Consider the following 21,525-nt stretch of genomic DNA (forward strand, 5'->3'; position numbering starts at 1 on the left):
ATAAGAGAGATTAGCTCTTTTTATTTTTTAAATAAATCAACTAATTATATATAGAGGGTTTTCACTAACTTTTATATTTCTTTAGTGAATCCTTCTGATACAAACTCTATAATTTGTTCCATTACTTTAGGAAATACTCCATATCCAATTTCTTGTTGGTGCAACCGTATCATCATAACCGCTTGTATAATTCCTACAATAACTTGTGGATCCTTCTTAGGTAATACTCCACGATCTATTAAAATTTTGATGGCATGAATGCCTCTTTTTCTATTTTTTTCTGAAAATTCAAACATCTGTTCAGGGAGTTTTCGGGAAAGGCGCTCATGCTCATCATTTTGAAAAACCCGTTGAAGAAATGGATTTTTTTCGACTAATTCAAATGATGTATGAAAAAAAGAGGATAATAATTCTTTTGGAGGAAGATTTTCACGAAATAACTCATTGAGTACTGTTTCTCGAACTTCTTCTTCATTTTTTAAAATTTCTAAATACAATTCTTCTTTTGATGAAAAAAATTTATAAAAAGTACCTTTTCCAATTCCACATACAAGTATAATATCATCAATACTAGTCTTAGCTAGACCATATTGAATAAATAGTTCTTTTCCTTTTATTAAAAGAGATTGACGAATCTGTTCTTTTTCTTGATCTGTAAATTTAGGCATAAAAATACTCCTTTTTAAAAATTTTGTGACTTTTTATGAATTTTTAGTCATATAATATATATACTTATCATAACGGCTATATAAATAGAAGTAAACATTAGACTGTAAAAGGCACAGTCTTTTTATTCATAGTTTATATGACTATATAAACTATAATAGTCATATAAACTATGCATTTTACATTGTAAGAAAGGATTGATAATAATGATCTGTAATTTAAGTCAATATTTTAAGTTAGGAGGAATTTTTCAAAAAGATGACTGACAAAAAATAGATTAAGCATGAATTTCAATAAAAAATAAAAATAAATATTCTAAATAAAACGGGGAAATAATGATGAAAATATTAGAAAAAGAATTATCAACTCATTTTGATGGACTATATAATTTTCGAGATATAGGGGGATTTAAAACATTAGATGGAAATATAATGAAAAAAGGGGTTTTGTTTCGTTCAGATGAGCTGTCTCGTCTATCACAGAAAGATATAGAGACGTTTAATTTGCTAAATATAAAAACAATCTATGACTTAAGAACTCGCACTGAACAAAAATCAAAACCAAGCAGAATTAAGTCTGAACATGGAATACAGTTAGTAAATATATCCATTCAAGATAAGAGTCAAGAATTTACACACCTCGAATTTTTTAAGTTTTTAGTAAGTAAGTCTAATACCATAAATTTTGAAAAAATAATGAAAGAGATGTATTGTAATATGGCATTTATTAGTCATACTCAAATTTGTGAAATCATAACATCACTTTCAGAACAAAATAATCTACCAGCACTTATTCACTGCACTAGTGGGAAGGATCGTACAGGTTTTATATCTGCCATAATTCAATTACTTGTTGGAGTACCATATCAAACGGTTTTAGATGATTACCTGTTTTCTAATGATTTAATTGCACCACGTATGAAAAAAGTCGAAAAATTTATTAGATGGATGAGTCTTTTTCAAGTCGAATCTGATCGTATAAAACCAATGTTAGAAGTACGTCGTGAATACTTAGAAGAGGTTTATAATGAAATTATTGAAAGATATGGAAATATCGAAACTTATCTATGTCAAGCTTGTAAAATTCAACAGAGTAGTTTGTTGAATATTAAAGACCTACTACTTGAGTAACGTTAAAAATAAGAGTCGGATTTTTCTTAGATTAGAAAAACCGGCTCATTTTATGTCGAAATTTGCTTAGCGTATATTTTCGTTAAAATGACGGTGGGACCCCATAATTAAATATTCAATTCAAATAAACTTTGGAGAAGCTATCAAGAACTAAGAAAATTGAGTGAAAATTATCGCACTGATGAAGAATATATAGGTTCTTCATTAGTTGACTTAATTGAAGATTTAAAAAAATATAAGATGTTTATTTCAAAAAATAAACAAGTGGAGTACCAAGAGTTTATTGATAAAATATCAAATCTACAAATATTTAAAATATCAGTTGGAAGTGATTAAATTGATTTTTTGTTATTCAACTAAAGCAGTGCCATTCTTCAATAACGAAGGATGGGTTGGTTTTTGTTCTTACTGCAGAAGGGAATTTATTTTTTAATTTCCTTAATTTTGGTTCTCACGATCCGCATAACCCTACCGCTACTCCATATTTTGTTCGTGGTAATTTTGCCACAGAAAAAATATCTCAAAAATTCCGGACATACGAAAAATCAAAAAAAACCAGCCAGCTCAACCTAATAGCAAAAAAATTTAAAATTTTAATTTGGATTGTATCAGTAATAGAATTAATTGCTAGTGCAACCTGGTTCAACCGAAGCGGCATCAAAACCAACGCTTAAATCTTTAGAAAAGAACTATAATAGTGCTGTTCAAAAATTATTTTTTTGGAGTAGCTTAAATGATCAATTTAGTTTGGGATCTCTTATTGCAGATATATCTTCAAAAGTATACGATGAGTATAAATCTTTAACCCTGTCAAGTGAAAGAAAATACTCAAAGACAGATTTTGTAGATAAGGTAACTACTATTACAAAAAAAAGATGCGGAAAAGAAATTGAGAAAATATTATCCTAATAAAGCAAAATGTATCATAGATAATAAATGTAAAAGCGGCAGTGGTGGTGGTGGCGCAGATCGTAAGTGGTAAAATCTATTTTAAAAAAAAATTGGATTTCGGGAAAGAATTGCACTAGACCTAAATATGGATAAAGGGAATGTATCAAAAAGTCTAAAAAGATTATGTCAAAAGCATATTGCTACATATAATCTAATGACATCACTACAAAATATAATATATGTGAGTAAGAAAATTATGGAGATTTAGTAAGTTATCTAACTCTTGGCTGCACTTTAATGTTTCATTGCTATTAATACCTGTACTATTTTTTCACTAGAATTTGGCAAATAGATTTTTTCATACGTTACAGGTTAATTTAAGGAGTATAGACAGCAATGGCATATGCTAATCGCTGTTTTTTCTTGAGGGGAAATTTTTCGAAATGGAGCATAAGACCATGAGGCAGGTATTACATATCGTGGAAGAAGGCTGGGGGCGCTGACAAGAGCGCCATTTCATGTCTTTATGGGGAATCGAAATTTACTAGGAAAATCATTTGACTTAAATTATTTTTCTAGTAAATCATTTTAACCCGCCCCATATATTCTATATCATATCGATATGAGTTATTTTCCAATGTTCATTCTTAATCAGGTGCTCCAAGCTTTCTTTGTCTTTGTTCTTAAAGTAATCAATAATTTGTTTATGCTGTTCATTCATTTGTTCTAATGCTGTAAAGAGTTTTTCTTCGTCTTTACTTAAATAAATCTGCCTGACAAAACTGGTCTGTAAAGAATCAAGAAGCTCAATTAATGTAGTGTTGTAACACTTATCAGTGTATACTTTATGGAATTGGTTTTGGTATTTTTGATAATCTGTATAATTTTTCTGAGAAATGGCAAGGTCGATTTTCCTAACCAACTCTTCCATTAGTTCCATGTCATCTTCGGTCAAATTCTCCAAAGCTAAAGTGGCTGCAAAGGCATCTAGTACACCAACAACACTAAAAACATCGAGCTTATTCTTGGTATTAATTTCTTTAACGATAAATCCTCTACGAGGAAAGAACTCTAGTAAATTTTCAGAAGCTAGTTGGATTAAGGCTTCCCTCACAGGGGTTCTGCTTACTTCTAATTTCTCGCTTAGTGCTATTTCATTTATCTTTTGATTGGGAAGTAATGTTCCATTTTGAATTTCTGTGGCTATATAATCATATACATGATCTTTTAGTGATCGGTACCGCTTTTTGATAGTTATTCCCCCCTAAGTTCAAAAAATTGGAAATTCTCGCTTTTTATATTAGCATGAGCACCCAAATTCTTCAATATCTCTTCAATATCGTCCCAAAGTAACTCATTATCCTCTTAAAGCTTTTGTCTCCAAGTCTAATCTGTTATGAATCGATGCATATTTGATTCCTATTTTAAGAAAATTAAAAGAATAGTAAAGAAGCGGAGCAGTTTTTTTTAAGACAAGCTAATACAAATATATCTTAATTATTAAAACTAGTCAGTTAAATTTTAAAATATTTTTTTAATTTTTAAATTGAAAATGGAAAAAATCCATTATATAATCTTTATATAAAAATTTTTCAGATAATTCAGTATATTATACAATATACTGTATAATTCGAAATATCTTAGTGAGAAGGTGCCCAAAGAACGCACTAATTAAAAATGGTAAGTGCAAACAATTTATTGTAAAGGGGGATTTTTTTATGAAATTTAGTTGGAATACAAAAGGACATTTTCAAAATTAAAAATGAGAGGTGGTAGAAACATGAGTGAAAGAAACTTTAAAGATATACAAGACGGTACAAAAGCTGTATGGGCAGGAGAAAAAGAATCTCTTGCTTACAATGCAACCCAAGTTCCTGTAGTTCTTAGTGTAGCCTACAATTACGATGACGTGGATGAGTGGCAAGAGGTTGCTATCGGAAATAAACCTGGACATATTTACAATCGAATGACAAATCCAACTGTGCAAGCTTTTGAAGAAAAAGTACGAATTCTTGAGGGAGCGGAGGAAGCGATTGGTTTCTCATCAGGTATGGCCGCTATTAGCAGCACCTTATATACATTTTTAAGGCCTGGAGACCGGGTAATATCCGTAAAAGACACCTATGGGGGAACTAATAAAATCTTTACTGAATTCTTACAGAATATAGATGTAGATGTAACGTTATGCAACACTGGAAATCATGAAGAAATTGAAGCCGAAGTGGCCAAAGGATGTAAGGTTTTATATTTGGAGACTCCAACCAACCCTACCATGAAAATTACGGATATTGAGAGAATGGTGCGAGCTGGTAAATCGGTGGGGGCATTGGTGATAATAGACAATACTTTTGCTACTCCTATTAATCAGAATCCAATTCAATTAGGAGTTGATATCGTCATCCATAGTGCTACTAAATTTTTAAGCGGACATGCCGATGCGTTAGGGGGTGTGGTGTGTGGCTCCAAAGAACTTATGAAAAGAGTTTATCATTATCGAGAAATTAATGGAGCAACCATGGATCCGTGGTCAGCTTATCTTATTTTAAGAGGGATGAAAACTTTAAAACTTCGTGTTCGACAGCAAGAAAAGAGCGCAATGGTGATTGCAAAGTATCTGCAAAAGCAAAAGCTTGTGGAAGCAGTTTATTACCCTGGACTAGAAACACACCCACATTACCAAATTGCAAAGAAACAGATGAAGGGTTTTGGCGGAATATTAAGTTTTGTATTGAAAGATGAAATGGAGGCGATCAAAATTTTATTGCCAAAATTACAATATGCAAACAAAGCTGGAAATCTTGGAGCTGTAGAAACAATCTTCGGACCGGCAAGAACGACCAGCCATGTCGAATGTACTCTTGAAGAACGGAAAGCTCTTGGTATTCCGGAAGGTTTGGTTCGTATCTCCGTAGGGATTGAAGATACAGAAGATCTTATTTCGGATTTAGAACAAGCTTTTTCCCATTTAGAGTCACAATTGCCTGTTAAAGGCAGCAGGTGAAAATATAACAAAGAAAGGGGTAGTGAGTTGGAACATAAAATTGCGTTGATTGGTTTTGGTGTTGTTGGTCAAGGATTTGCAGAAATTTTAGAAGAAAAAGGTGAATTGTTACGCAGTGTACTTGGCTTTGAAGCAAAAATTGTTGCCATTTCCGATTTTCTTAAGGGATCTCTTTATCATCCAGAAGGCTTGGATATTGCTAAAGCATTACAAGCTGTAAAGGAAACAGGGAAACTTGACCATTACCCGGAAAGCCCGGGTTTGGTAAGAGGATGGGATAGTTTTCAGACAATCCGTGAAAGTAATGCGGACACCATTGTTGAAATTACTTTCACAGATGTAAAAACCGGCCAACCTGCCATCGATCATTGTAAGGCAGCATTCGAAAGCAGAAAGAATGTAGTAATGAGCAATAAAGGTCCAGTTTCTTTAGCTTACCAAGAGCTGGTTGAGTTAGCCAGAAAGAATCATGTTCGATGGGGCTTTGAAGGAACTGTTATGAGCGGAACACCTGCATTGAGAATGCCCCTCGTTGCATTGGCAGGAAATAATATTTCTGAAATACGTGGGATTTTAAATGGAACGACTAATTATATTTTAACCAAAATGGAAGAAGGCTTAAGTTACGAGGCAGCATTGGAAGAAGCACAAGCTCTTGGCTATGCAGAGGCAGATCCTACAAGCGATGTTGAGGGGTATGATGCGCAATATAAAGTTACTATTCTTACTAATATAGTGATGGACGTTCCAATGAAACGAGAAGAAGTAGAATGTGAAGGAATTAGTCATCTTACACAACAAGATATCCAATGGGCAAAATCTGAGGGTAGAAAGTGGAAGCTTATTGCTAAATGCATAAAAGATGGTGATAAAGTCATTGCAAAGGTAGGTCCCGAAGCGATACCGATTACAGATCCTTTAGCTGGAGTTTCAGGTGCACAAAATGCGATTACATATGATTGTGATTTAGCTGGTCCGATTACGCTTATTGGTGCCGGTGCTGGACGTAAGGAAACCGGATTCTCTATTCTAATAGATTTAATTAATATAAGCCGCGATCAAGTGTAATCTTTTGAACTATCAAATTACAAAATGAAAAATTAATCATTTGAGGTGGTTACACAATGACATTTATAAAGACACAAACAAATGAAAATATGATGTATATAGCTGGCGAGTGGGTATCCCGCACCAAAACTATTAAAGTCTTCGACCCTCAAGATAACCGTTTAATTGCAACTGTCCCTGCCGCTAATGAAGATGATGTACTTCATACCATAGAGGAGGCAAAAAATGGAGCAAAAATTGCCTCTGACATGTCGACGCACGAAAGAATTACTATTCTAAATCGTGCTGCTGACTGGATTTATGAGCATAAAGAAAAATTTGCAACCACGATTGCATGTGAAGGAAGTAAAACAATTAAAGAAGCAAGAAAAGAAGTATTACGCTGTATTGAGACTCTTCGTATTAGTGCTGAAGAGGCAAGGAGAATCAATGGAGAAACGATTTTATTTGACCAAATGCCGGGAAGTGAAGATCGCATGGGATATTATTTTCGTTTTCCTGTTGGAATCATTGTGGCGATCACGCCTTTTAACGATCCATTAAACCTTGTTGCACATAAAGTGGGGCCAGCTATTGCTGCTGGAAATGCGATCATCGTTAAACCAGCACCTGCTACACCATTAAGTGCTCTTTTATTGGCAGAAGCATTTGAAAATGCAGGTTTGCCTCCTAAAGTTTTATCCGTGATTACCGGTTATCCAAGTGATATGGGAGAAAGCCTGATTACCCATCCAGCGATACGAATGATATCTTTTACAGGGGGACTTTCCACTGGCCAAGCGATTATGCAAAAGGCGGGCATGAAAAAGTTTAGTATGGAATTAGGATCGAACTCACCGGTTATCGTTCTGGAAGACGCTAATTTAGAAGAAGCCGTTGAATCAACTGTTTCCGGAGCCTTTTGGGCTGCAGGTCAAAATTGCCTTGGGGTGCAAAGAGTATATGTTCAAGAAGGGATTTATCAGGACTTCGTCGAAAGGTTCCTTACTCGTACCCTAAAGTATCGAGTAGGTAATAAATTTTTAGAGGAAACCGATATGGGGCCAATGATATCAGAAAAGGAAGCAAAGCGGGTGGAGAGTTGGGTTAATGAAGCCGTTGAAAGCGGTGCAAAATTACTTTGTGGCGGCAAACGAAAGGGATCTTTTTATTACCCGACTGTTTTAGAGAATGTATCAGCTGATTGCAAGCTGGCAACAGAAGAAGTCTTCGGACCAGTTGTTAGCCTTTATAGTGTTCCTGATCTTGATACAGCTATTTTTAAATCTAACAATGTGGGTTTCGGTTTACAAGCAGGTATTTTCACTCAAAATTTAGATTATGCTTTGGGGGCGGTACGTAAGCTGGAAGTAGGCGGGGTTATCGTAAATGACAGCTCCGATTATCGAATAGATGCGATGCCTTTTGGAGGGGTAAAAGGTTCTGGTATTGGTCGTGAAGGAATTAAATTTGCACTTCAAGAAATGACCGAACCAAAAGTTGTTTGTTTTAAGGTTGCCGTTAAAAGATAATAAGTCAAATTAGATAAAATGCTAGTTTAATAGGGATTGTCCTAATAGGTTGGCTACGTAGTTCCCTATACCAAAGGAGGAAACTGAATGCTACAGGCAAATAATTCTGATCGAAATCAGTTAAAGCGTACAATGAAAAGCAGACATTTGTTCATGATTTCGCTAGGAGGGGTAATTGGAACGGGCCTTTTTTTAAGCACGGGCTATACCATTAATCAAGCTGGACCAGGGGGGACGATTCTCGCTTATTTGGTCGGGGCATTGATTATGTATCTTGTTATGCTGTGCCTTGGTGAATTAACTGTAGCCATGCCTGTAACTGGCTCATTTCAAACGTATGCTACAAAGTATGTAGGTCCTGCTACCGGATTTACCATTGGTGTAATGTACTGGCTTACCTGGGTGGTAACAGTAGGATCGGAATTTACCGCATCCGGTCTATTAATGAAGAGATGGTTCCCAGATACCTCCGTTTGGATATGGAGTGCCATTTTTGCGATTACCCTTTTTCTACTAAATGCCTTTTCAGTAAAATTTTTTGCTGAAGCAGAATTTTGGTTTGCCGGAATTAAAATAATTACCATTATTTTATTTATCCTATTGGGGGGAGCTGCGATGTTTGGTTTCATACCAATGAAAGGCCATGCATCTGCCCCAATGCTCTCACATTTTACTAGTGAAGGAGGTCTTTTTCCTAATGGGCTGCTTCCAGTTTTAATGGCTATGATTTCCGTAAACTTTGCCTTTTCAGGAACAGAGCTAATTGGAATTACCGCGGGAGAAAGCGAAAATCCGGAAAAAGACATTCCCCGATCTGTTAGAAATGTAATTTGGAGAACTGTTTTCTTTTTTATTGGTGCTATATTTGTATTATCTGGATTAATCTCTTGGAAAGAAGCGGGAGTAATTGAAAGTCCGTTCGTTATGGTCTTTGATAATATAGGAATTCCTTATGCAGCTGATATCATGAACTTCGTTATTCTTACAGCTTTATTATCCGTAGCAAATTCCGGTCTCTATGCATCTACTCGTATGTTATGGTCTCTTTCTAACGAAAAAACAATAAGCCCCCTTTTAGGAAAGGTAACTTCAAAAGGAGTGCCGCTTAATGCGTTAATTGCAAGTATGACAGTAGCCTGTTTGTCGTTATTCTCTAGTGTAGTTGCACCAGATACGGTTTATTTAGTGCTAGTAGCTATTTCAGGATTTGCCGTGGTTATTGTGTGGATGGGAATTGTGTTATCGCAGTATATGTTTCGTAAGCGCTTTATTAAAGAGGGGGGGAATATTACACATTTGAAATTTCGTACACCTCTTTATCCCTTTGTACCCATCACTGCTTTTGTTTTATGTATCGGTTCTTGTGTAGGACTTGCTTTCGATCAAAGCCAACGAATTGCACTGTATAGCGGAGTACCCTTCATTGCTTTATGCTATTTTTTCTACTATATTAAAAATCGTGGAAAGAAGAAACTACTAGATTCTCATAAAGAACTCGATAGGTATATAGAGAATATTAAGTAGAGAGGGTCTGGTGTTAAGAGACATTAAACTGGAATATACTACTGATACTATCGGGAGCGGTAAAAAAATTAAAAAAACGTACAAAATCTTTATAAAATCTACTACGTTTCTTATACAACTAAACCAGCTAATAGTTCTCAATATTTTTCAATAAAAATCTTATAAAACACATGTTATACTAAAAATAGACATGCCAAATAACCTTCCATCTGTGAAGTGCACCCCAAATGTTAGACACATCTAACATTTGGAGGTGCATTTTTTATGACAAAATTTACTACTGAACATAAATTATTTTTGGTATGAATTTCGGAAACGTGTTATTCAACTAAATAATGCGTTAGTTTTCAAAATTATAAGTCGTAGCTGCGGCTTTTTTTATTGTACAAGCTGGCAGGATATTGGAATATGGATACATAAAGGTGATTAGTAAAATTTGTTGAATAATATACTTTCGAATCTAAATAATTGGGTTGTGGGGTGATTTAATGATATTGGAAGCTGTAATGCTATATGTTAAGGAAGGTATGGAAGAACAATATGAAGAAGCTTTTCGAGTTGCATCAAAAATTATTTCTTCCATGAATGGGTACGTATCACATGAATTACAACGATGCATGGAAGTAAAAGGGAAGTATTTATTACTGGTGCAGTGGGAGACATTGGAGGACCATACAATTGGCTTTAGGCAATCTTGTCAATACCAAGATTGGAAAAAGCAACTTCATCATTTTTACGACCCTTTTCCAACAGTGGAACATTTTGAAATGGTGAAAATAATTAAAAGTGGATTAAAGTAAGGGGTACTTTTTAATGAAAAATTCTATATAAAAATTCTTCATGTTTTATGTTAAAGAAATGCTACAATATAATAAAAAAAGTTGAGATAAAGCAAGGAGAATTTTTTGTCTTACAAAAGGAAATATGATAATTACAAAATTGAGTGTTACGAAAGTTCAAATTTTCCTTTAATAAAAAAAATATTAATTGGCATATTAGGTCAACCAAAGAACATGGGAAAACTGAGTCCATATATTGTTTCAAAGTCTAAGAAAAAATATGGAGAAGGTTACCAAGTGAGATTAACGCCCAAACAATTAATTCAGTTACAAAAGAGTTTATTTGATAATAACTTAAGGTTTGAAGAGTTTTTTGAAAGAGAATGGTGTCATCTCCACCTTAGTTGTTATTTAGGAAATGATGATCATTTTATAAATGAAGCACTTTATCATGAGGCAATAGCTTATGAACATGAGGAATACTGGTCAATTTATTATGAAGATGGGTCGTTAATTCAACTTCCACAATTAAAAAATGAAAATTATTTTATCCAAAATATTTATAATTACAATATCAATGACCCAAATATAGACCTTCAAACTTTTTTTGAAGAGTGGACAAAAAAACAAGTTACACCATAATAAACAAATCCATGCGTTAGTTACATATCACAAGAATCTATTTTGGGAACAAGATCATTTTACAGTAGTTGATTCAGAGTTACTAAAAAAAGTATGACTTGGAAATTATAGAAGCAGAAGAAATAGATAATAAAGTAGTTTTAAAGTGTTTAAGTAATTTAAATACTGGTGGTAACTTCTATATACAAACTGAAACCATAAAAATTTATGATCAAGAAAATAGAGAAATTTCACTTAGCAAACTTGCAGAACTAAACCATCAATTTTGGAGCAGTATATAATTCTTTCATATGCAACAAACACATGATTAAGTTGAACAACAAAATCGGCTGTTTAGTAGATTTTATTCAACAAAATGGCTATTTAGTTGAATAAGAAATGATTCAATTACGAGAAAACAAGAATATATATATTTTATTACTTGTTCCTCGAAAGAAAACCATGTAACTAACCGATGCGATTCTTCAAAAACGAAGGATCGTTTTTCTTATGGTAACGAAAGGCAGATTAGCTATATTAGAATTCTTATATTTTTTGTGTTAAATATCACTAATTAAAGACACTTTTACTTTAAGAACTTATTCATACGATTAAATCATGGCTAAAATAACCCAATTTAATATTGAAGGAATGAGGAGCTTAATGCAGAAATCAACTATATGGAAATAATCGGTAAAAATAACAATGAGGGGAAGGTAATTAGTTGGTAAAAATCTGCTTTATACTAGGTGCAATTTTTTTACTCATTTCAGGGATATTTATTGGAGCTTTTCAATCTCCTGACCAACAACGAGTAGTAAAAGATGATTTTTTTAAATTAGGACATTTTAATCAGTTTAAATTTTCTGTTTGGACTGGAATTATTGGTGTTTTTTTTATTGGCGTAGGGACATTAGTTTATTATACATAATTTAACTAAAGCAATGCGCTTGTTACATAAAAATCAAAAGATCCTTTTTTATTGCTTATGAGAATGTTTATGTTACTAGATTCGAAGCATTATATTACATTGAATAGTAGTAATAAAAATTAAGATAAGGGGTGAGGAGAATGTCAAAATCTATAAGGCTGTACCAATTTAGTCGAAAAGTACATAAATGGTCTGGTTTAATTTTATCTTTGTTTTTTATGTTTATTGCAGTAACAGGGCTCATGCTAGTTTATATGATACCACTTGGAGTTGCAGATGAGTTAAAAATAGGGAAAGAGGCGAGTCCAAGTCAAGCAATAACTATGGATAAAGTCGTTTCAATTGCGACATCTCAAGGGCTCTCAGGTGCCAAATCGGTTGAAGATATTTTTAGAATAGAATATAGACCTGGTTTAAACATTTACCAGGTTCGATTTAATAATAGCCAAGACGTTCAGATTGATGCAAGCACAGGTAAGGTTTTATCTAAAAACCCTGATTACTCGACTTTCATCATTACTTTACATGATGGAACCTTTTTTGGGAATTGGTATAGATACAGTTTCCTAACATTGACTGGTTTATCCTTAGTACTGTTATCATTCTCAGGGTATTATATGGTGGGCTATCCAATTTATAAGCGTTTAAAGGCGAGAAAAAGAGAAAGTGTTGAATTTTAATTTGTAGAAAAATTTGACTAGACAAGTTAGTTGAACAAAAAAGAGTTTCTTTGGTGACTCTTTTGTTTTTCATTAAGAGATTGTGAGTCTAGTAGACTTTTAAACATTCAACAGTATTATGAAAAAGAGGAAAAATCAATTTATGGATTTTAGAATAGATTTTGCAATTAACTTGGACTTTGACTTTACTAAAATAGACGAGGATTTCGATGCCTTTGAGAGGATTATGGGTAAATTAAATCTTAGTATTGATAATAAAGATTTTATGGATAAATTTTTACCTGTAAAAAGTAGTGAAAATTTTAATAAAGAGCTTAAAGTAAAAAATTACGATCTACCTATTTTAAGCTATGTTACTGAGTTGTCTTTTTTCATTGCCGACAAAGAAAAAGAACCATATGAAGTTATCAGGTTAAATGAAGATTTTATGGCAATTGAGTATCTATTTAAAAATGATGGGTGTAACACACATATATTTTTGAGATCGAAGCCTGAAAATTTAATATATGATGGGAATAAAGTATTTAAATCATTAGAGATACCTAATACAAGTTACTTTATTGTACCTAATCATATTTTCTTTGATGAAGTTTATAGAAGTCTTAAGCAATTCAAAAAAGATATTATTACTGTCCCTAAGGAATTGACTAAAGATGAGTTATTTAGAAAGGTGTTATTTATTTTAGAAGGTTTTAAATGAAATTAAACATTCTGCATAATTTCTTACTTGTTAAATAATAACGTTTTCTGCAATGTTTGAATTAAAGGTATCTAATGGAAAGAGATGAGAAAAGTGTATCAATTTTTTCTTGGCGGTAAACAAGGATATATCCGAATTAAACTAAATGAAGTTATTGGCTATCCAAATGAAAAGAGTTTTTTAGGTGGCTACGATGTTAGAGGAAAGATTGAAATAAAAAGTGGAAATTATTATGTAAAAGATGCCGAACTGTGGTTTTCAACAGGTCAAATTGATGAATTCTATGAACAACTCTTTAAATGCTACAAAGAATTAAAAGGTAAAGTTAATTTTCCTAATACTGAATCAGAGCTTAAATTAGTGCTCGAATTTACAGACCTCGGTCAATTTACAATACTTGGAAGTTTTCAAGAGTATCCATCCGAGGAGAATTTTTTACATTTCGAATTTGAAAGTGAACAAAGTTATTTAACGTCAACATTAACCGAGTTAAAAGCAATCATTGATTATTATGGAGGATATGAAGGAGAAAAAAACTGAACCGTATTCAACTAAAGTATGGTCGAGTTGCTAGCAACTCATTTTTTTATGTGACAAAAAAGCAGGCTAGTTATTACCTAAGGAATTACTATCGAATAAACAAAGAACATCTATCCCTATTTAAAGGAAGGGATAGATGTTCTCTTAAAAGACATTGAAGAGTATCCTATCATTCAATTAATTCAAAGTATAGGAAAAAACGAATTTCCTTTTTCGCTTTTTTTGAACTTAAAAGTTCCACCATCTGTCACAACGACGACCGAAATTATCGCGTCTTTCATCGTCGCAACGGTCTACTGCACGGCAGAATTCATCTTGATTAACCGTAACTTTCGCATTAAATGTAATTTCTCTATCTCTTCTGTTATTTCTATTATTATTTCTTTCGTTATTTCTCTCATTATTTCTCCCATTATTACAGTTACAACTCATTAAAAACAACACCTTTTCTTTTAAATTTCATCTCAACAATTACATCATATGTTTGGACAAGCAAAAAGAAATGGACAAGTGTTGATTTTAATAAATATGTTATGCAATTTTGTGTATTTATTTTTTAGTATTGAGTTACTTATGCATTTGGAGTTTAAATTTACGGGAAGTCGCTCGTGGGGAAGGGCTTCTTTTTTTTGTACATGAAAAGAGTCTTATTTTTATATAGCTTTCATAAGTATATATGGATTAAATATATTTCTTCCAATAAAACATGTGAAATTAATCACAATCTATCCCTATAAAAATGTTTCTATATACAAAAAAAGTAAGGCGAGCTTCTAACTACTTTAAATAATGTAAGGTTTAATTAGTTTATTTTAATTGGAGGTAATGGCAAATGTTAGGTGCAATCGAAGCAGGTGGAACAAAGTTTGTATGTGCTATCGGAGATGAAAATGGCAATTTAATTAGGCGTATTCAAATCCCAACAACTGTGCCAGACGAAACGATTTCACAAGTAATTGAATTTTTTAAGAACTATTCCATAAAAGCAATTGGTATTGGATCATTCGGTCCGATTGATGTAAACGAGGAGAGCTCTACTTACGGATCGATTACATCAACTCCTAAATTGGCATGGCAAGGTTTTCCTTTCGTACAAGCAATTAGTCAGCATTTTTCTGTTCCGATTGGATTTAATACCGATGTGAATGCAGCGGCACTAGGTGAAGCTACTTTTGGAGCAGCAAAAGGGTTAGATAGCTGTTTATATCTAACAATTGGAACGGGTATAGGGGCTGGAGCTGTCGTAAATAGCAATTTACTTCAAGGAATCACACACCCTGAAATGGGACATATATTAGTTAGACGTCATCCCAATGATGAGTTTGTAGGGAACTGTCCATACCATCGTGATTGCTTAGAAGGCTTAGCCTCTGGACCTGCAATTGAAGCACGATGGGGAAAAATAGGTTCAAATCTAATCAATCGAAAAGAGGTTTGGGATTTAGAAGGATACTATATTGCCCAAGCACTTATGCAATACATATTAATTCTTTCGCCTAAGAAAATCATTCTTGGTGGAGGCGTTATGATTCAAATACAAGTTTTTGAAAGTGTTTACAAATATTTGAAAGAGGTAGTTTCCGATTATGTAAGTTTACCAGCATTGAATGAATATATAGTACCACCTGGTTTAGGTAATAACGCTGGAATTACCGGAGCTCTTATGCTTGCAAAGAATGCTTTAAATAAAAATGCACTAGTTTAAATAGCCTATAGGAGGAAATTAGCATGCAACCATTATTTTTAAAACCAGTATTTAAAGAACGAATTTGGGGTGGAACAGCTTTAAAATCAGACTTTAACTATCATATACCAAATGAAAATACGGGTGAATGCTGGGCAATTTCAGCTCATCCTCATGGTGCATCTATTATTGAAAATGGCCCCTTTGCAGGAATTGCATTAAATGAATTATGGGAAAAGCAACCGGAGTTATTTGGTCATCCAAAGGAAGAAGTTTTCCCACTTTTAACGAAAATATTAGATGCAAATATGGATTTATCTGTTCAAGTACATCCTGAAGATTCTTATGCGAAAGTGCATGAAAATGGTGACCTTGGGAAAACAGAATGCTGGTATATTCTTGATTGTAAAGAAGATGCACATATGATTTTTGGCCATAATGCCAAAACAAAAGAAGAACTCATTAGGCAAATTAAAGAAGGCGAATGGTCAGATTTACTTCGTCGAGTAAAAATTAAGCCGGGTGATTTTTTCTATGTCCCAAGTGGAACGATTCATGCATTATGTGAAGGAACTCTTGTATTAGAAACACAACAAAGCTCTGATACAACTTATCGGGTATACGATTATGATCGAAAAGACCATGAAGGTAATTTAAGAGAGCTTCATTTAAAGAAAGCCATCGATGTAACAACAGTTCCTCATCAAGAAGCAAAGGTGGAATTTAAGACAGAAGAAAAAGAAAATATAAAGATTAATACATTTGTAGATTCAGAATTTTTCACTGTTTATAAATGGGATATTACTGGAAAAGCTTATTTAACCTATAATGATCACTATTTACTTTTAAGTGTAATAAACGGTAATGGAAAACTGATTCATAGTGGTGAGGAATATATTTTATCAAAAGGTTCGAACTTCATCATTCCTGTTGGATTTGGGGAATTTGTTTTAGATGGAGATTGTGAAATAATTGTTTCGCATACTTAAGAATTAAGGGAAAACAAAGGGATCTCTTCAGAATGTTTCCAGACTGAATACGACCGCTTGCTTTATGAGGCACGAATTTACCTAAGTTGTAAAAGCGCAGATTGGCGAGGGACAAAGAAGAATGCTTGCGTTTGTTAAGAAAAAAAGGCAGCTAATTAGCTGCCTTTTTAAATTCAACTTCACTAGTAGTTTTAGGCTCAGCTAACCAGCGCAGGGTCTGATTATGGTGTTTAATAATTTGTTCAGCCGTCAGCTCATCTGAATCCCAAGTACTATGAGCATCCGTAACAAGTGTAACTTCATATCCATTTCCAAAAGCGTTTCTAGTCGTTGTATCAACACAGATTTCCGTTTGAATTCCCGCCAGGACTAGATGATTAATTTCCTCTTTTGCTAGTTCTACTTTTAAATTCGTCTTGAAAAATGAATCTGGTGTTGTTTTATGTATAATGATATCTCCATCAATTGGAGCAATATCTGACTGAATTTCCCAACCAGGTGTACCGTATTCAAGTGGAGAACCTTGTTCAGAATGCTGTATATAAAATATTGGAGTATTCGTAGCCCTTGCTTTATTGATCAATTTGTTTAGGTTATTTAATAATCTTTCCCCGTTATATACCGGATTAGATTCGGAGAACATAAAAGCCTGTACATCAATTACTAAAAGAGCTGTTTTTTTCATTTCTAAATCCCCCTTAGAAAAATGGATATTTTTTACACCTTATAAAAGAAAATTTATCATTATTAATAGAAGAGGAGTAGTTTTATTTTCAGAAGAAACCGATTATTACCGACAGTTGTAACAGTCCCATCCGATTTAAGCCCTACTGTATGCCAGTCACCTGCTGCAATCCCCACAATGTTGTGCCATTCACTTACATTGCACTGGCCATCGTTATTTCGACCTACAGCTACGACCGTACCATCTGATTTAAGCCCGACGGAATGACGATAACCAGCTGTAATAGAATCTTTATGCGACATTTTCACTTTTAACTCCGCTTTGTTCGGTGAAGTATAATCCATGTTTTTACCACTCCAATTCATAACAGGATTTAAATCTACTTCTAACTAAAAATCTTTAGATTTAATCAAATACTCTACATCTAATCTACAATCTTTAGGCCCATCAATGTTGCAAATTGGACAGCTTGATTTGATGAAACCTTACAGCCATTTAAATTACTAATAGAAACTGTTAATTCATTAAAAGTAGAACTACTAATATCTATACCGTTTAGAGAAGTTTGTTCAAAATTTGCTCCATCAATATTACATCTATTAAAATTTACTTTTTTGAATTTACAATCATAAAAATCAGTACTTTTTAGAACAGAGTCTAGAAAAATTACTTTTTCTAATTTTGATTCACCCAATAGTGCCAAATTTAAAACAGAATTTTCAAATTGTACATTACCAATGCTAGATTCCGTAAAATTTGCTCCTAATAATTTACAATTTTTAAAGATAACTTTGTGGATAGATGAATTTTTCATATTGCAATTTGATAAATCACAGTCTTCAAAATAGACATCAGTCATACTGATGTTTTTAAAATCTGTATTCGTAAATTTACAATTCTTGATAACGACTTTATATAAAAATACACGCTCTACAACTTCATTTTCAAAAACAGACCCAGAGATCTCACACATTCCTAATTCTGGATCCTCTTCATAAAAAATGTCATAAAAATTTTTAGCAATTAATTCTTTGGGGATAGTAGGTGTATCAATTTTCATAGTGATTCCTCTCTTTAAATAAGTTGGATGAAACTTACATCCATGATTAACTACTCATTACTATAAAGAACTTTGAGTTTTAAAAAAAGACTTTTAATTTTAGTAGGTCTGTGTACAAAACAGCTCAGTTTTCGAAAGAGAACCGTTATCTTTATTGCCAAATTCTTCGTTTTATAAATAAATTTAAGATCGAATATGAAAGCGGCTTGTACCATTTTTTTCAATTTTTTTAAAATCGAATTCTATTAAAATTTCCATATTTATACTAGGATACTTGTCCAATCTACTTTCTATTATTTTGAATAAATTATATTAAAACTCAGGAGGTGATTTTATGAATTCAATGCGTCCAGTGTCTAAAGCTAGTGTAGCTCAAAGACAAGGATCTTTTAATAGAATAGAAAATGCACAAGCAGAATTGCAACGTTTAGTAATTCGTGATTCACACAATGTTACAGTTGCTCAGACTGAAGCTCAAGCTTTAGTTTTAGTACAACTTTCACTAAGTGCAGCAATTGAAGCTGTAATTCTAATTTTTGGTGATGATCCAAGAATTAGTCAGCTACAAAAAGTTGCTCAGTCTTTAGAGAACGTTCAATTACAATCACAATCTGTTTTAATTGAAAAAGCTGATACAATTGTAGTAACACAAACTGAACTTCAATTTGAAGCAGTTATTCAAGCTGCAATTGCATTATTAGCACAAATAGTAGCAAAAATCGGCTAATAATTTTTGGAGAAGAATAGGACAAACTGTTTATGTCCTAAACCTCTTATTCAAAATTGTTAAATGATTTTTTGCTAGGAATTATGACTTTTTTTGAAACTGTTGATAGTCTCCTGTCTTCAAAGAAAGTTATCCTGATTTTGATTTTAGTACCATCTATTTTAATCAATCCGACTAAAATAGATGGTATTTTAGTGTTCATCGATAATTAATTATTAGAAAAAGTATCGCTTCACGCTACATATTCTTTGTTTTAAAATAGTAGAAATAATAAAAACGGTGAAAGGGGAAGCGGAGATGAATATAAAAACAGCAGAAGTGAATGGGCAACAAATTGCAATCGCCAATGCAGATTCAGTCATTCTTATGGATGAACAAAGTGCTTTAGATCTTATTATGACTATAAGTTACGATCATCAAAGTAATCGTATAGCACTTAATAAAGAAGCAATTTCAGAAGACTTTTTCAATCTTAGTACGAAACTTGCAGGTACTGTGCTTCAAAAATTCGTAAATTACAATATTAAGTTTGCGATTATAGGTGACTTTTCTAGTTATACAAGTAAGGCACTAAAAGATTTCATTTTTGAGTGTAATAAAGGGAATAATGTATTTTTTGTTTCAACAAAACAAGAAGCAATTGATCGATTATCAAAAGCTAACTAATCACTATTTTTGACAAAAGATAAAAAAATTGGAGTTGAATATTGATGAAAACAATCGGGCTGATTGGTGGTATGAGTTGGGAGTCTTCATTACTGTATTATCAAATTATGAATGAAAGTGTGAAAGAAAAGCTTGGCGGCCATCACTCCGCAAAAAGCTTACTGTATTCAGTCGATTTTCAGGAAATTAAAACGCTTCAATTTGAGGATCGATGGGATGAGTTAACGAAAATAATGATTGAAATAGCTAAAAAGCTAGAGACAAGTGGAGCAGATTGTCTTGTTATTTGTACGAATACGATGCATAAGATGGCAAAGGATGTTGAAGAATCGGTCAAAATTCCTTTATTACATATTGCTGATGCAACTGCTAAAGAAATTGTTAAGAATGGAATTAAAAAAGTTGCTTTGTTAGGAACAGCATTTACAATGGAGCATGATTTTTATAAAGGAAGATTAATTGAGCAGTTTGGTTTAGATGTTATTGTCCCAAATGAAGCTGAAAGGAAACTAATACATACCATTATTTATGAGGAACTTTGTCTTGGAATTGTGAAAGAAGAATCTAAGCAAATTTATTTAAACATAATCGATCATTTAATTGAACGGGGAGCGGAAGCGGTTATTTTAGGATGTACTGAAATAACGATGTTGATCTCTCAGGAAAATTGCAGTATCCCTATTTTTGATACGACAAGAATTCATGCTGAGAGTGCTGTGGATTTTGCATTAGGTATGCAATCATAACAAGAAATCCTTCAGGAAATGACCTATGGACTTCGAAAAGACCAAATTGATAAAATATAACGGAAGGTACTGTTAAGTCACATGACCATCGTATTTTACAAAAATTTGGCTGCGAAGACCGAACACAAGTAGTCATAACGGCACTTCGGAATGGAATGGTGAAGTAGGAAGTTTAGGAATGTAAATAAAAAGTAGATGTTATTTCTAACTGAGATAACACCTACTTTATTTGGACCGAGATCTACATAAATGAAATTTTTCTTAATGGCTTGTATTACTTTTAAAATCAATTCGGGGGAATAAGTTGAAAAGGTAGTTCAGGAGAAAAAGTTTCGAATTGAATAGTGATAATTTTAGATTAAACATAAGACTAGAAGAAGGAATTATAGGGATGACTTTATAATCAGTAATAAAATGTTGTAAGAAAATCATCGTTATATAGTCTCGGTAATAAATGTGATCATAAAATACATCTAATGAAATACATATAATATTAAATGGTCGAAAGCAAGAGTTTGTTCTAGACACTGAACTATTTTGTACAAGTTTTTTTATAAAAAAAAGAGGAAAAAATAAAAAAAATACGAACTATTATTATAATTAATCCATTTTAAGTTAATCGAAGTACTTTTTCATTAAAAATTGGATATGTATTTTATTAAGTAAGTTTGTTTACAATACAAAAATTAAATAAAATTACTAAAGAGGTGTAGTCAATGAGCTTCCATGATCCAAACGAATTTGATGAATTGATACCAAATGATACCGATTTAAATTTTATTAAGAAATTTCCAGAAGTTGAAGAAGCGATTGGAATCGATGAAATTCTGAAGTGGTTAGAGGATTAACTAAAAAGAGAATAATTTTTAGAATAAAAAAGTACTTTCTAGAATTTTAGAAAGTGCTTTTTTCCATTATCAATCAAG

General features: G+C 32.8%; 24 protein-coding genes and 2 pseudogenes. 19 read left to right on the forward strand and 7 right to left on the reverse strand.

Annotation, left to right across the window (positions count from 1 at the left end):
• Positions 1-71: 71 nt before the first annotated feature.
• Positions 72-668: a TetR/AcrR family transcriptional regulator gene (locus RAH41_RS06945; protein WP_331221483.1), complete on the reverse strand. Its 597-nt coding sequence runs from the start codon at positions 666-668 to the stop codon at positions 72-74.
• A gap of 333 nt (positions 669-1,001) precedes the next feature.
• On the opposite strand from RAH41_RS06945, the gene RAH41_RS06950 reads away from it, so the two are divergent.
• Positions 1,002-1,796, forward strand: a complete 795-nt coding sequence (locus RAH41_RS06950) for a tyrosine-protein phosphatase (RefSeq protein WP_331221484.1) — start codon at positions 1,002-1,004, stop codon at positions 1,794-1,796.
• A 630-nt stretch (positions 1,797-2,426) separates the two neighbouring features.
• Complete coding sequence (locus RAH41_RS06955; RefSeq protein ID WP_331221486.1) at positions 2,427-2,705, forward strand: hypothetical protein; 279 nt, start codon at positions 2,427-2,429, stop codon at positions 2,703-2,705.
• Positions 2,706-2,910: 205 nt separating this feature from the next.
• On the opposite strand, the pseudogene RAH41_RS22595 reads toward RAH41_RS06955, so the two are convergent.
• Positions 2,911-3,006: pseudogene (locus RAH41_RS22595) on the reverse strand (Spo0E family sporulation regulatory protein-aspartic acid phosphatase); the annotation flags it as partial.
• Positions 3,007-3,294: 288 nt separating this feature from the next.
• Positions 3,295-3,945 carry a GntR family transcriptional regulator gene (locus RAH41_RS06960; RefSeq protein ID WP_331221968.1) on the reverse strand — a complete coding sequence of 217 codons (651 nt, stop codon included), beginning with the start codon at positions 3,943-3,945 and terminating at the stop codon, positions 3,295-3,297.
• A 522-nt stretch (positions 3,946-4,467) separates the two neighbouring features.
• Here RAH41_RS06960 and RAH41_RS06965 point away from each other — a divergent pair.
• The 10 genes from RAH41_RS06965 to RAH41_RS07010 all read left to right on the forward strand — a co-directional run bounded on the left by RAH41_RS06965 (position 4,468) and on the right by RAH41_RS07010 (position 14,042).
• Positions 4,468-5,688 carry a cystathionine gamma-synthase family protein gene (locus RAH41_RS06965; protein ID WP_331221487.1) on the forward strand — a complete coding sequence of 407 codons (1,221 nt, stop codon included), beginning with the start codon at positions 4,468-4,470 and terminating at the stop codon, positions 5,686-5,688.
• A gap of 27 nt (positions 5,689-5,715) precedes the next feature.
• Positions 5,716-6,756 carry a homoserine dehydrogenase gene (locus RAH41_RS06970; RefSeq protein WP_331221488.1) on the forward strand — a complete coding sequence of 347 codons (1,041 nt, stop codon included), beginning with the start codon at positions 5,716-5,718 and terminating at the stop codon, positions 6,754-6,756.
• Positions 6,757-6,812: 56 nt separating this feature from the next.
• Positions 6,813-8,267 carry an aldehyde dehydrogenase family protein gene (locus tag RAH41_RS06975; RefSeq protein ID WP_331221490.1) on the forward strand — a complete coding sequence of 485 codons (1,455 nt, stop codon included), beginning with the start codon at positions 6,813-6,815 and terminating at the stop codon, positions 8,265-8,267.
• Between the two features lie 87 nt (positions 8,268-8,354).
• The gene (locus RAH41_RS06980; protein ID WP_331221491.1) at positions 8,355-9,791 is read left to right on the forward strand and encodes an amino acid permease; all 1,437 of its coding nucleotides are present in this window, start codon (positions 8,355-8,357) and stop codon (positions 9,789-9,791) included.
• 488 nt (positions 9,792-10,279) lie between these two features.
• Positions 10,280-10,591 (forward strand): antibiotic biosynthesis monooxygenase, encoded by a 312-nt coding sequence (locus tag RAH41_RS06985; protein WP_331221492.1) that lies wholly within the window; start codon positions 10,280-10,282, stop codon positions 10,589-10,591.
• Positions 10,592-10,696: 105 nt separating this feature from the next.
• On the forward strand, positions 10,697-11,212 hold the full coding sequence (locus RAH41_RS06990; RefSeq protein WP_331221493.1) for a hypothetical protein: 516 nt from the start codon (positions 10,697-10,699) through the stop codon (positions 11,210-11,212).
• A gap of 703 nt (positions 11,213-11,915) precedes the next feature.
• On the forward strand, positions 11,916-12,122 hold the full coding sequence (locus tag RAH41_RS06995; RefSeq protein ID WP_331221494.1) for a hypothetical protein: 207 nt from the start codon (positions 11,916-11,918) through the stop codon (positions 12,120-12,122).
• Positions 12,123-12,262: 140 nt separating this feature from the next.
• Positions 12,263-12,802, forward strand: a complete 540-nt coding sequence (locus tag RAH41_RS07000) for a PepSY-associated TM helix domain-containing protein (RefSeq protein ID WP_331221495.1) — start codon at positions 12,263-12,265, stop codon at positions 12,800-12,802.
• 142 nt (positions 12,803-12,944) lie between these two features.
• Complete coding sequence (locus tag RAH41_RS07005; RefSeq protein WP_331221496.1) at positions 12,945-13,502, forward strand: hypothetical protein; 558 nt, start codon at positions 12,945-12,947, stop codon at positions 13,500-13,502.
• A 93-nt stretch (positions 13,503-13,595) separates the two neighbouring features.
• Positions 13,596-14,042, forward strand: a complete 447-nt coding sequence (locus RAH41_RS07010) for a hypothetical protein (RefSeq protein ID WP_331221497.1) — start codon at positions 13,596-13,598, stop codon at positions 14,040-14,042.
• A 228-nt stretch (positions 14,043-14,270) separates the two neighbouring features.
• Here RAH41_RS07010 and RAH41_RS07015 read toward each other — a convergent pair whose 3' ends face one another.
• A complete protein-coding gene (locus RAH41_RS07015; RefSeq protein ID WP_331221498.1) occupies positions 14,271-14,474 on the reverse strand; it encodes a hypothetical protein in 204 nt (67 codons plus the stop codon).
• Positions 14,475-14,874: 400 nt separating this feature from the next.
• Here RAH41_RS07015 and RAH41_RS07020 point away from each other — a divergent pair, with 400 nt between their 5' ends.
• Together RAH41_RS07020 and manA are read left to right on the forward strand one after the other, a co-directional pair.
• The gene (locus RAH41_RS07020; protein ID WP_331221500.1) at positions 14,875-15,747 is read left to right on the forward strand and encodes an ROK family protein; all 873 of its coding nucleotides are present in this window, start codon (positions 14,875-14,877) and stop codon (positions 15,745-15,747) included.
• A gap of 23 nt (positions 15,748-15,770) precedes the next feature.
• Positions 15,771-16,715 carry a mannose-6-phosphate isomerase, class I gene (gene manA, locus RAH41_RS07025; RefSeq protein WP_331221501.1) on the forward strand — a complete coding sequence of 315 codons (945 nt, stop codon included), beginning with the start codon at positions 15,771-15,773 and terminating at the stop codon, positions 16,713-16,715.
• A gap of 151 nt (positions 16,716-16,866) precedes the next feature.
• Here the strand turns inward: manA and RAH41_RS07030 are convergent, their stop codons facing one another.
• The 3 genes and pseudogenes from RAH41_RS07030 to RAH41_RS07040 all read right to left on the reverse strand — a co-directional run bounded on the left by RAH41_RS07030 (position 16,867) and on the right by RAH41_RS07040 (position 18,460).
• Positions 16,867-17,400 carry a cysteine hydrolase family protein gene (locus RAH41_RS07030; RefSeq protein WP_331221502.1) on the reverse strand — a complete coding sequence of 178 codons (534 nt, stop codon included), beginning with the start codon at positions 17,398-17,400 and terminating at the stop codon, positions 16,867-16,869.
• A 95-nt stretch (positions 17,401-17,495) separates the two neighbouring features.
• Positions 17,496-17,687: pseudogene (locus tag RAH41_RS07035) on the reverse strand (chromosome condensation regulator); the annotation flags it as partial.
• Between the two features lie 137 nt (positions 17,688-17,824).
• A complete protein-coding gene (locus RAH41_RS07040) occupies positions 17,825-18,460 on the reverse strand; it encodes a pentapeptide repeat-containing protein (protein WP_331221503.1) in 636 nt (211 codons plus the stop codon).
• Between the two features lie 334 nt (positions 18,461-18,794).
• On the opposite strand from RAH41_RS07040, the gene RAH41_RS07045 reads away from it, so the two are divergent.
• The 5 genes from RAH41_RS07045 (at position 18,795) to RAH41_RS07065 (ending at position 21,447) form a co-directional block, all read left to right on the forward strand.
• On the forward strand, positions 18,795-19,187 hold the full coding sequence (locus RAH41_RS07045; RefSeq protein WP_331221505.1) for a spore coat protein: 393 nt from the start codon (positions 18,795-18,797) through the stop codon (positions 19,185-19,187).
• Between the two features lie 297 nt (positions 19,188-19,484).
• Complete coding sequence (locus tag RAH41_RS07050; RefSeq protein WP_331221506.1) at positions 19,485-19,853, forward strand: DUF4180 domain-containing protein; 369 nt, start codon at positions 19,485-19,487, stop codon at positions 19,851-19,853.
• Positions 19,854-19,897: 44 nt separating this feature from the next.
• Positions 19,898-20,599: an aspartate/glutamate racemase family protein gene (locus RAH41_RS07055; RefSeq protein ID WP_331221508.1), complete on the forward strand. Its 702-nt coding sequence runs from the start codon at positions 19,898-19,900 to the stop codon at positions 20,597-20,599.
• A gap of 92 nt (positions 20,600-20,691) precedes the next feature.
• Positions 20,692-20,766, forward strand: coding sequence for a hypothetical protein (locus RAH41_RS07060; protein WP_331221970.1), 75 nt, complete (start codon positions 20,692-20,694; stop codon positions 20,764-20,766).
• 549 nt (positions 20,767-21,315) lie between these two features.
• The gene (locus RAH41_RS07065; protein ID WP_282439847.1) at positions 21,316-21,447 is read left to right on the forward strand and encodes a hypothetical protein; all 132 of its coding nucleotides are present in this window, start codon (positions 21,316-21,318) and stop codon (positions 21,445-21,447) included.
• Positions 21,448-21,525: the final 78 nt, after the last annotated feature.

The organism is Gottfriedia acidiceleris (assembly GCF_036421055.1).
GTDB classification, from domain to species: Bacteria; Bacillota; Bacilli; order Bacillales; family Bacillaceae_G; genus Gottfriedia; species Gottfriedia acidiceleris_C.

Bases quoted from the DNA above. Each gene is read 5' to 3' on its own strand.
- RAH41_RS06945 (WP_331221483.1), bottom strand. From the start codon at position 668: ATGCCTAAATTTACAGATCAAGAAAAAGAACAGATTCGTCAATCTCTT.
- RAH41_RS06950 (WP_331221484.1), top strand. From the start codon at position 1,002: ATGATGAAAATATTAGAAAAAGAATTATCAACTCATTTTGATGGACTA.
- RAH41_RS06965 (WP_331221487.1), top strand. From the start codon at position 4,468: ATGAGTGAAAGAAACTTTAAAGATATACAAGACGGTACAAAAGCTGTA.
- RAH41_RS06975 (WP_331221490.1), top strand. From the start codon at position 6,813: ATGACATTTATAAAGACACAAACAAATGAAAATATGATGTATATAGCT.
- RAH41_RS06980 (WP_331221491.1), top strand. From the start codon at position 8,355: ATGCTACAGGCAAATAATTCTGATCGAAATCAGTTAAAGCGTACAATG.
- RAH41_RS06985 (WP_331221492.1), top strand. From the start codon at position 10,280: ATGATATTGGAAGCTGTAATGCTATATGTTAAGGAAGGTATGGAAGAA.
- RAH41_RS07000 (WP_331221495.1), top strand. From the start codon at position 12,263: ATGTCAAAATCTATAAGGCTGTACCAATTTAGTCGAAAAGTACATAAA.
- RAH41_RS07005 (WP_331221496.1), top strand. From the start codon at position 12,945: ATGGATTTTAGAATAGATTTTGCAATTAACTTGGACTTTGACTTTACT.
- RAH41_RS07015 (WP_331221498.1), bottom strand. From the start codon at position 14,474: ATGAGTTGTAACTGTAATAATGGGAGAAATAATGAGAGAAATAACGAA.
- RAH41_RS07020 (WP_331221500.1), top strand. From the start codon at position 14,875: ATGTTAGGTGCAATCGAAGCAGGTGGAACAAAGTTTGTATGTGCTATC.
- manA (WP_331221501.1), top strand. From the start codon at position 15,771: ATGCAACCATTATTTTTAAAACCAGTATTTAAAGAACGAATTTGGGGT.
- RAH41_RS07030 (WP_331221502.1), bottom strand. From the start codon at position 17,400: ATGAAAAAAACAGCTCTTTTAGTAATTGATGTACAGGCTTTTATGTTC.
- RAH41_RS07040 (WP_331221503.1), bottom strand. From the start codon at position 18,460: ATGAAAATTGATACACCTACTATCCCCAAAGAATTAATTGCTAAAAAT.
- RAH41_RS07045 (WP_331221505.1), top strand. From the start codon at position 18,795: ATGAATTCAATGCGTCCAGTGTCTAAAGCTAGTGTAGCTCAAAGACAA.
- RAH41_RS07050 (WP_331221506.1), top strand. From the start codon at position 19,485: ATGAATATAAAAACAGCAGAAGTGAATGGGCAACAAATTGCAATCGCC.
- RAH41_RS07055 (WP_331221508.1), top strand. From the start codon at position 19,898: ATGAAAACAATCGGGCTGATTGGTGGTATGAGTTGGGAGTCTTCATTA.
- RAH41_RS07065 (WP_282439847.1), top strand. From the start codon at position 21,316: ATGAGCTTCCATGATCCAAACGAATTTGATGAATTGATACCAAATGAT.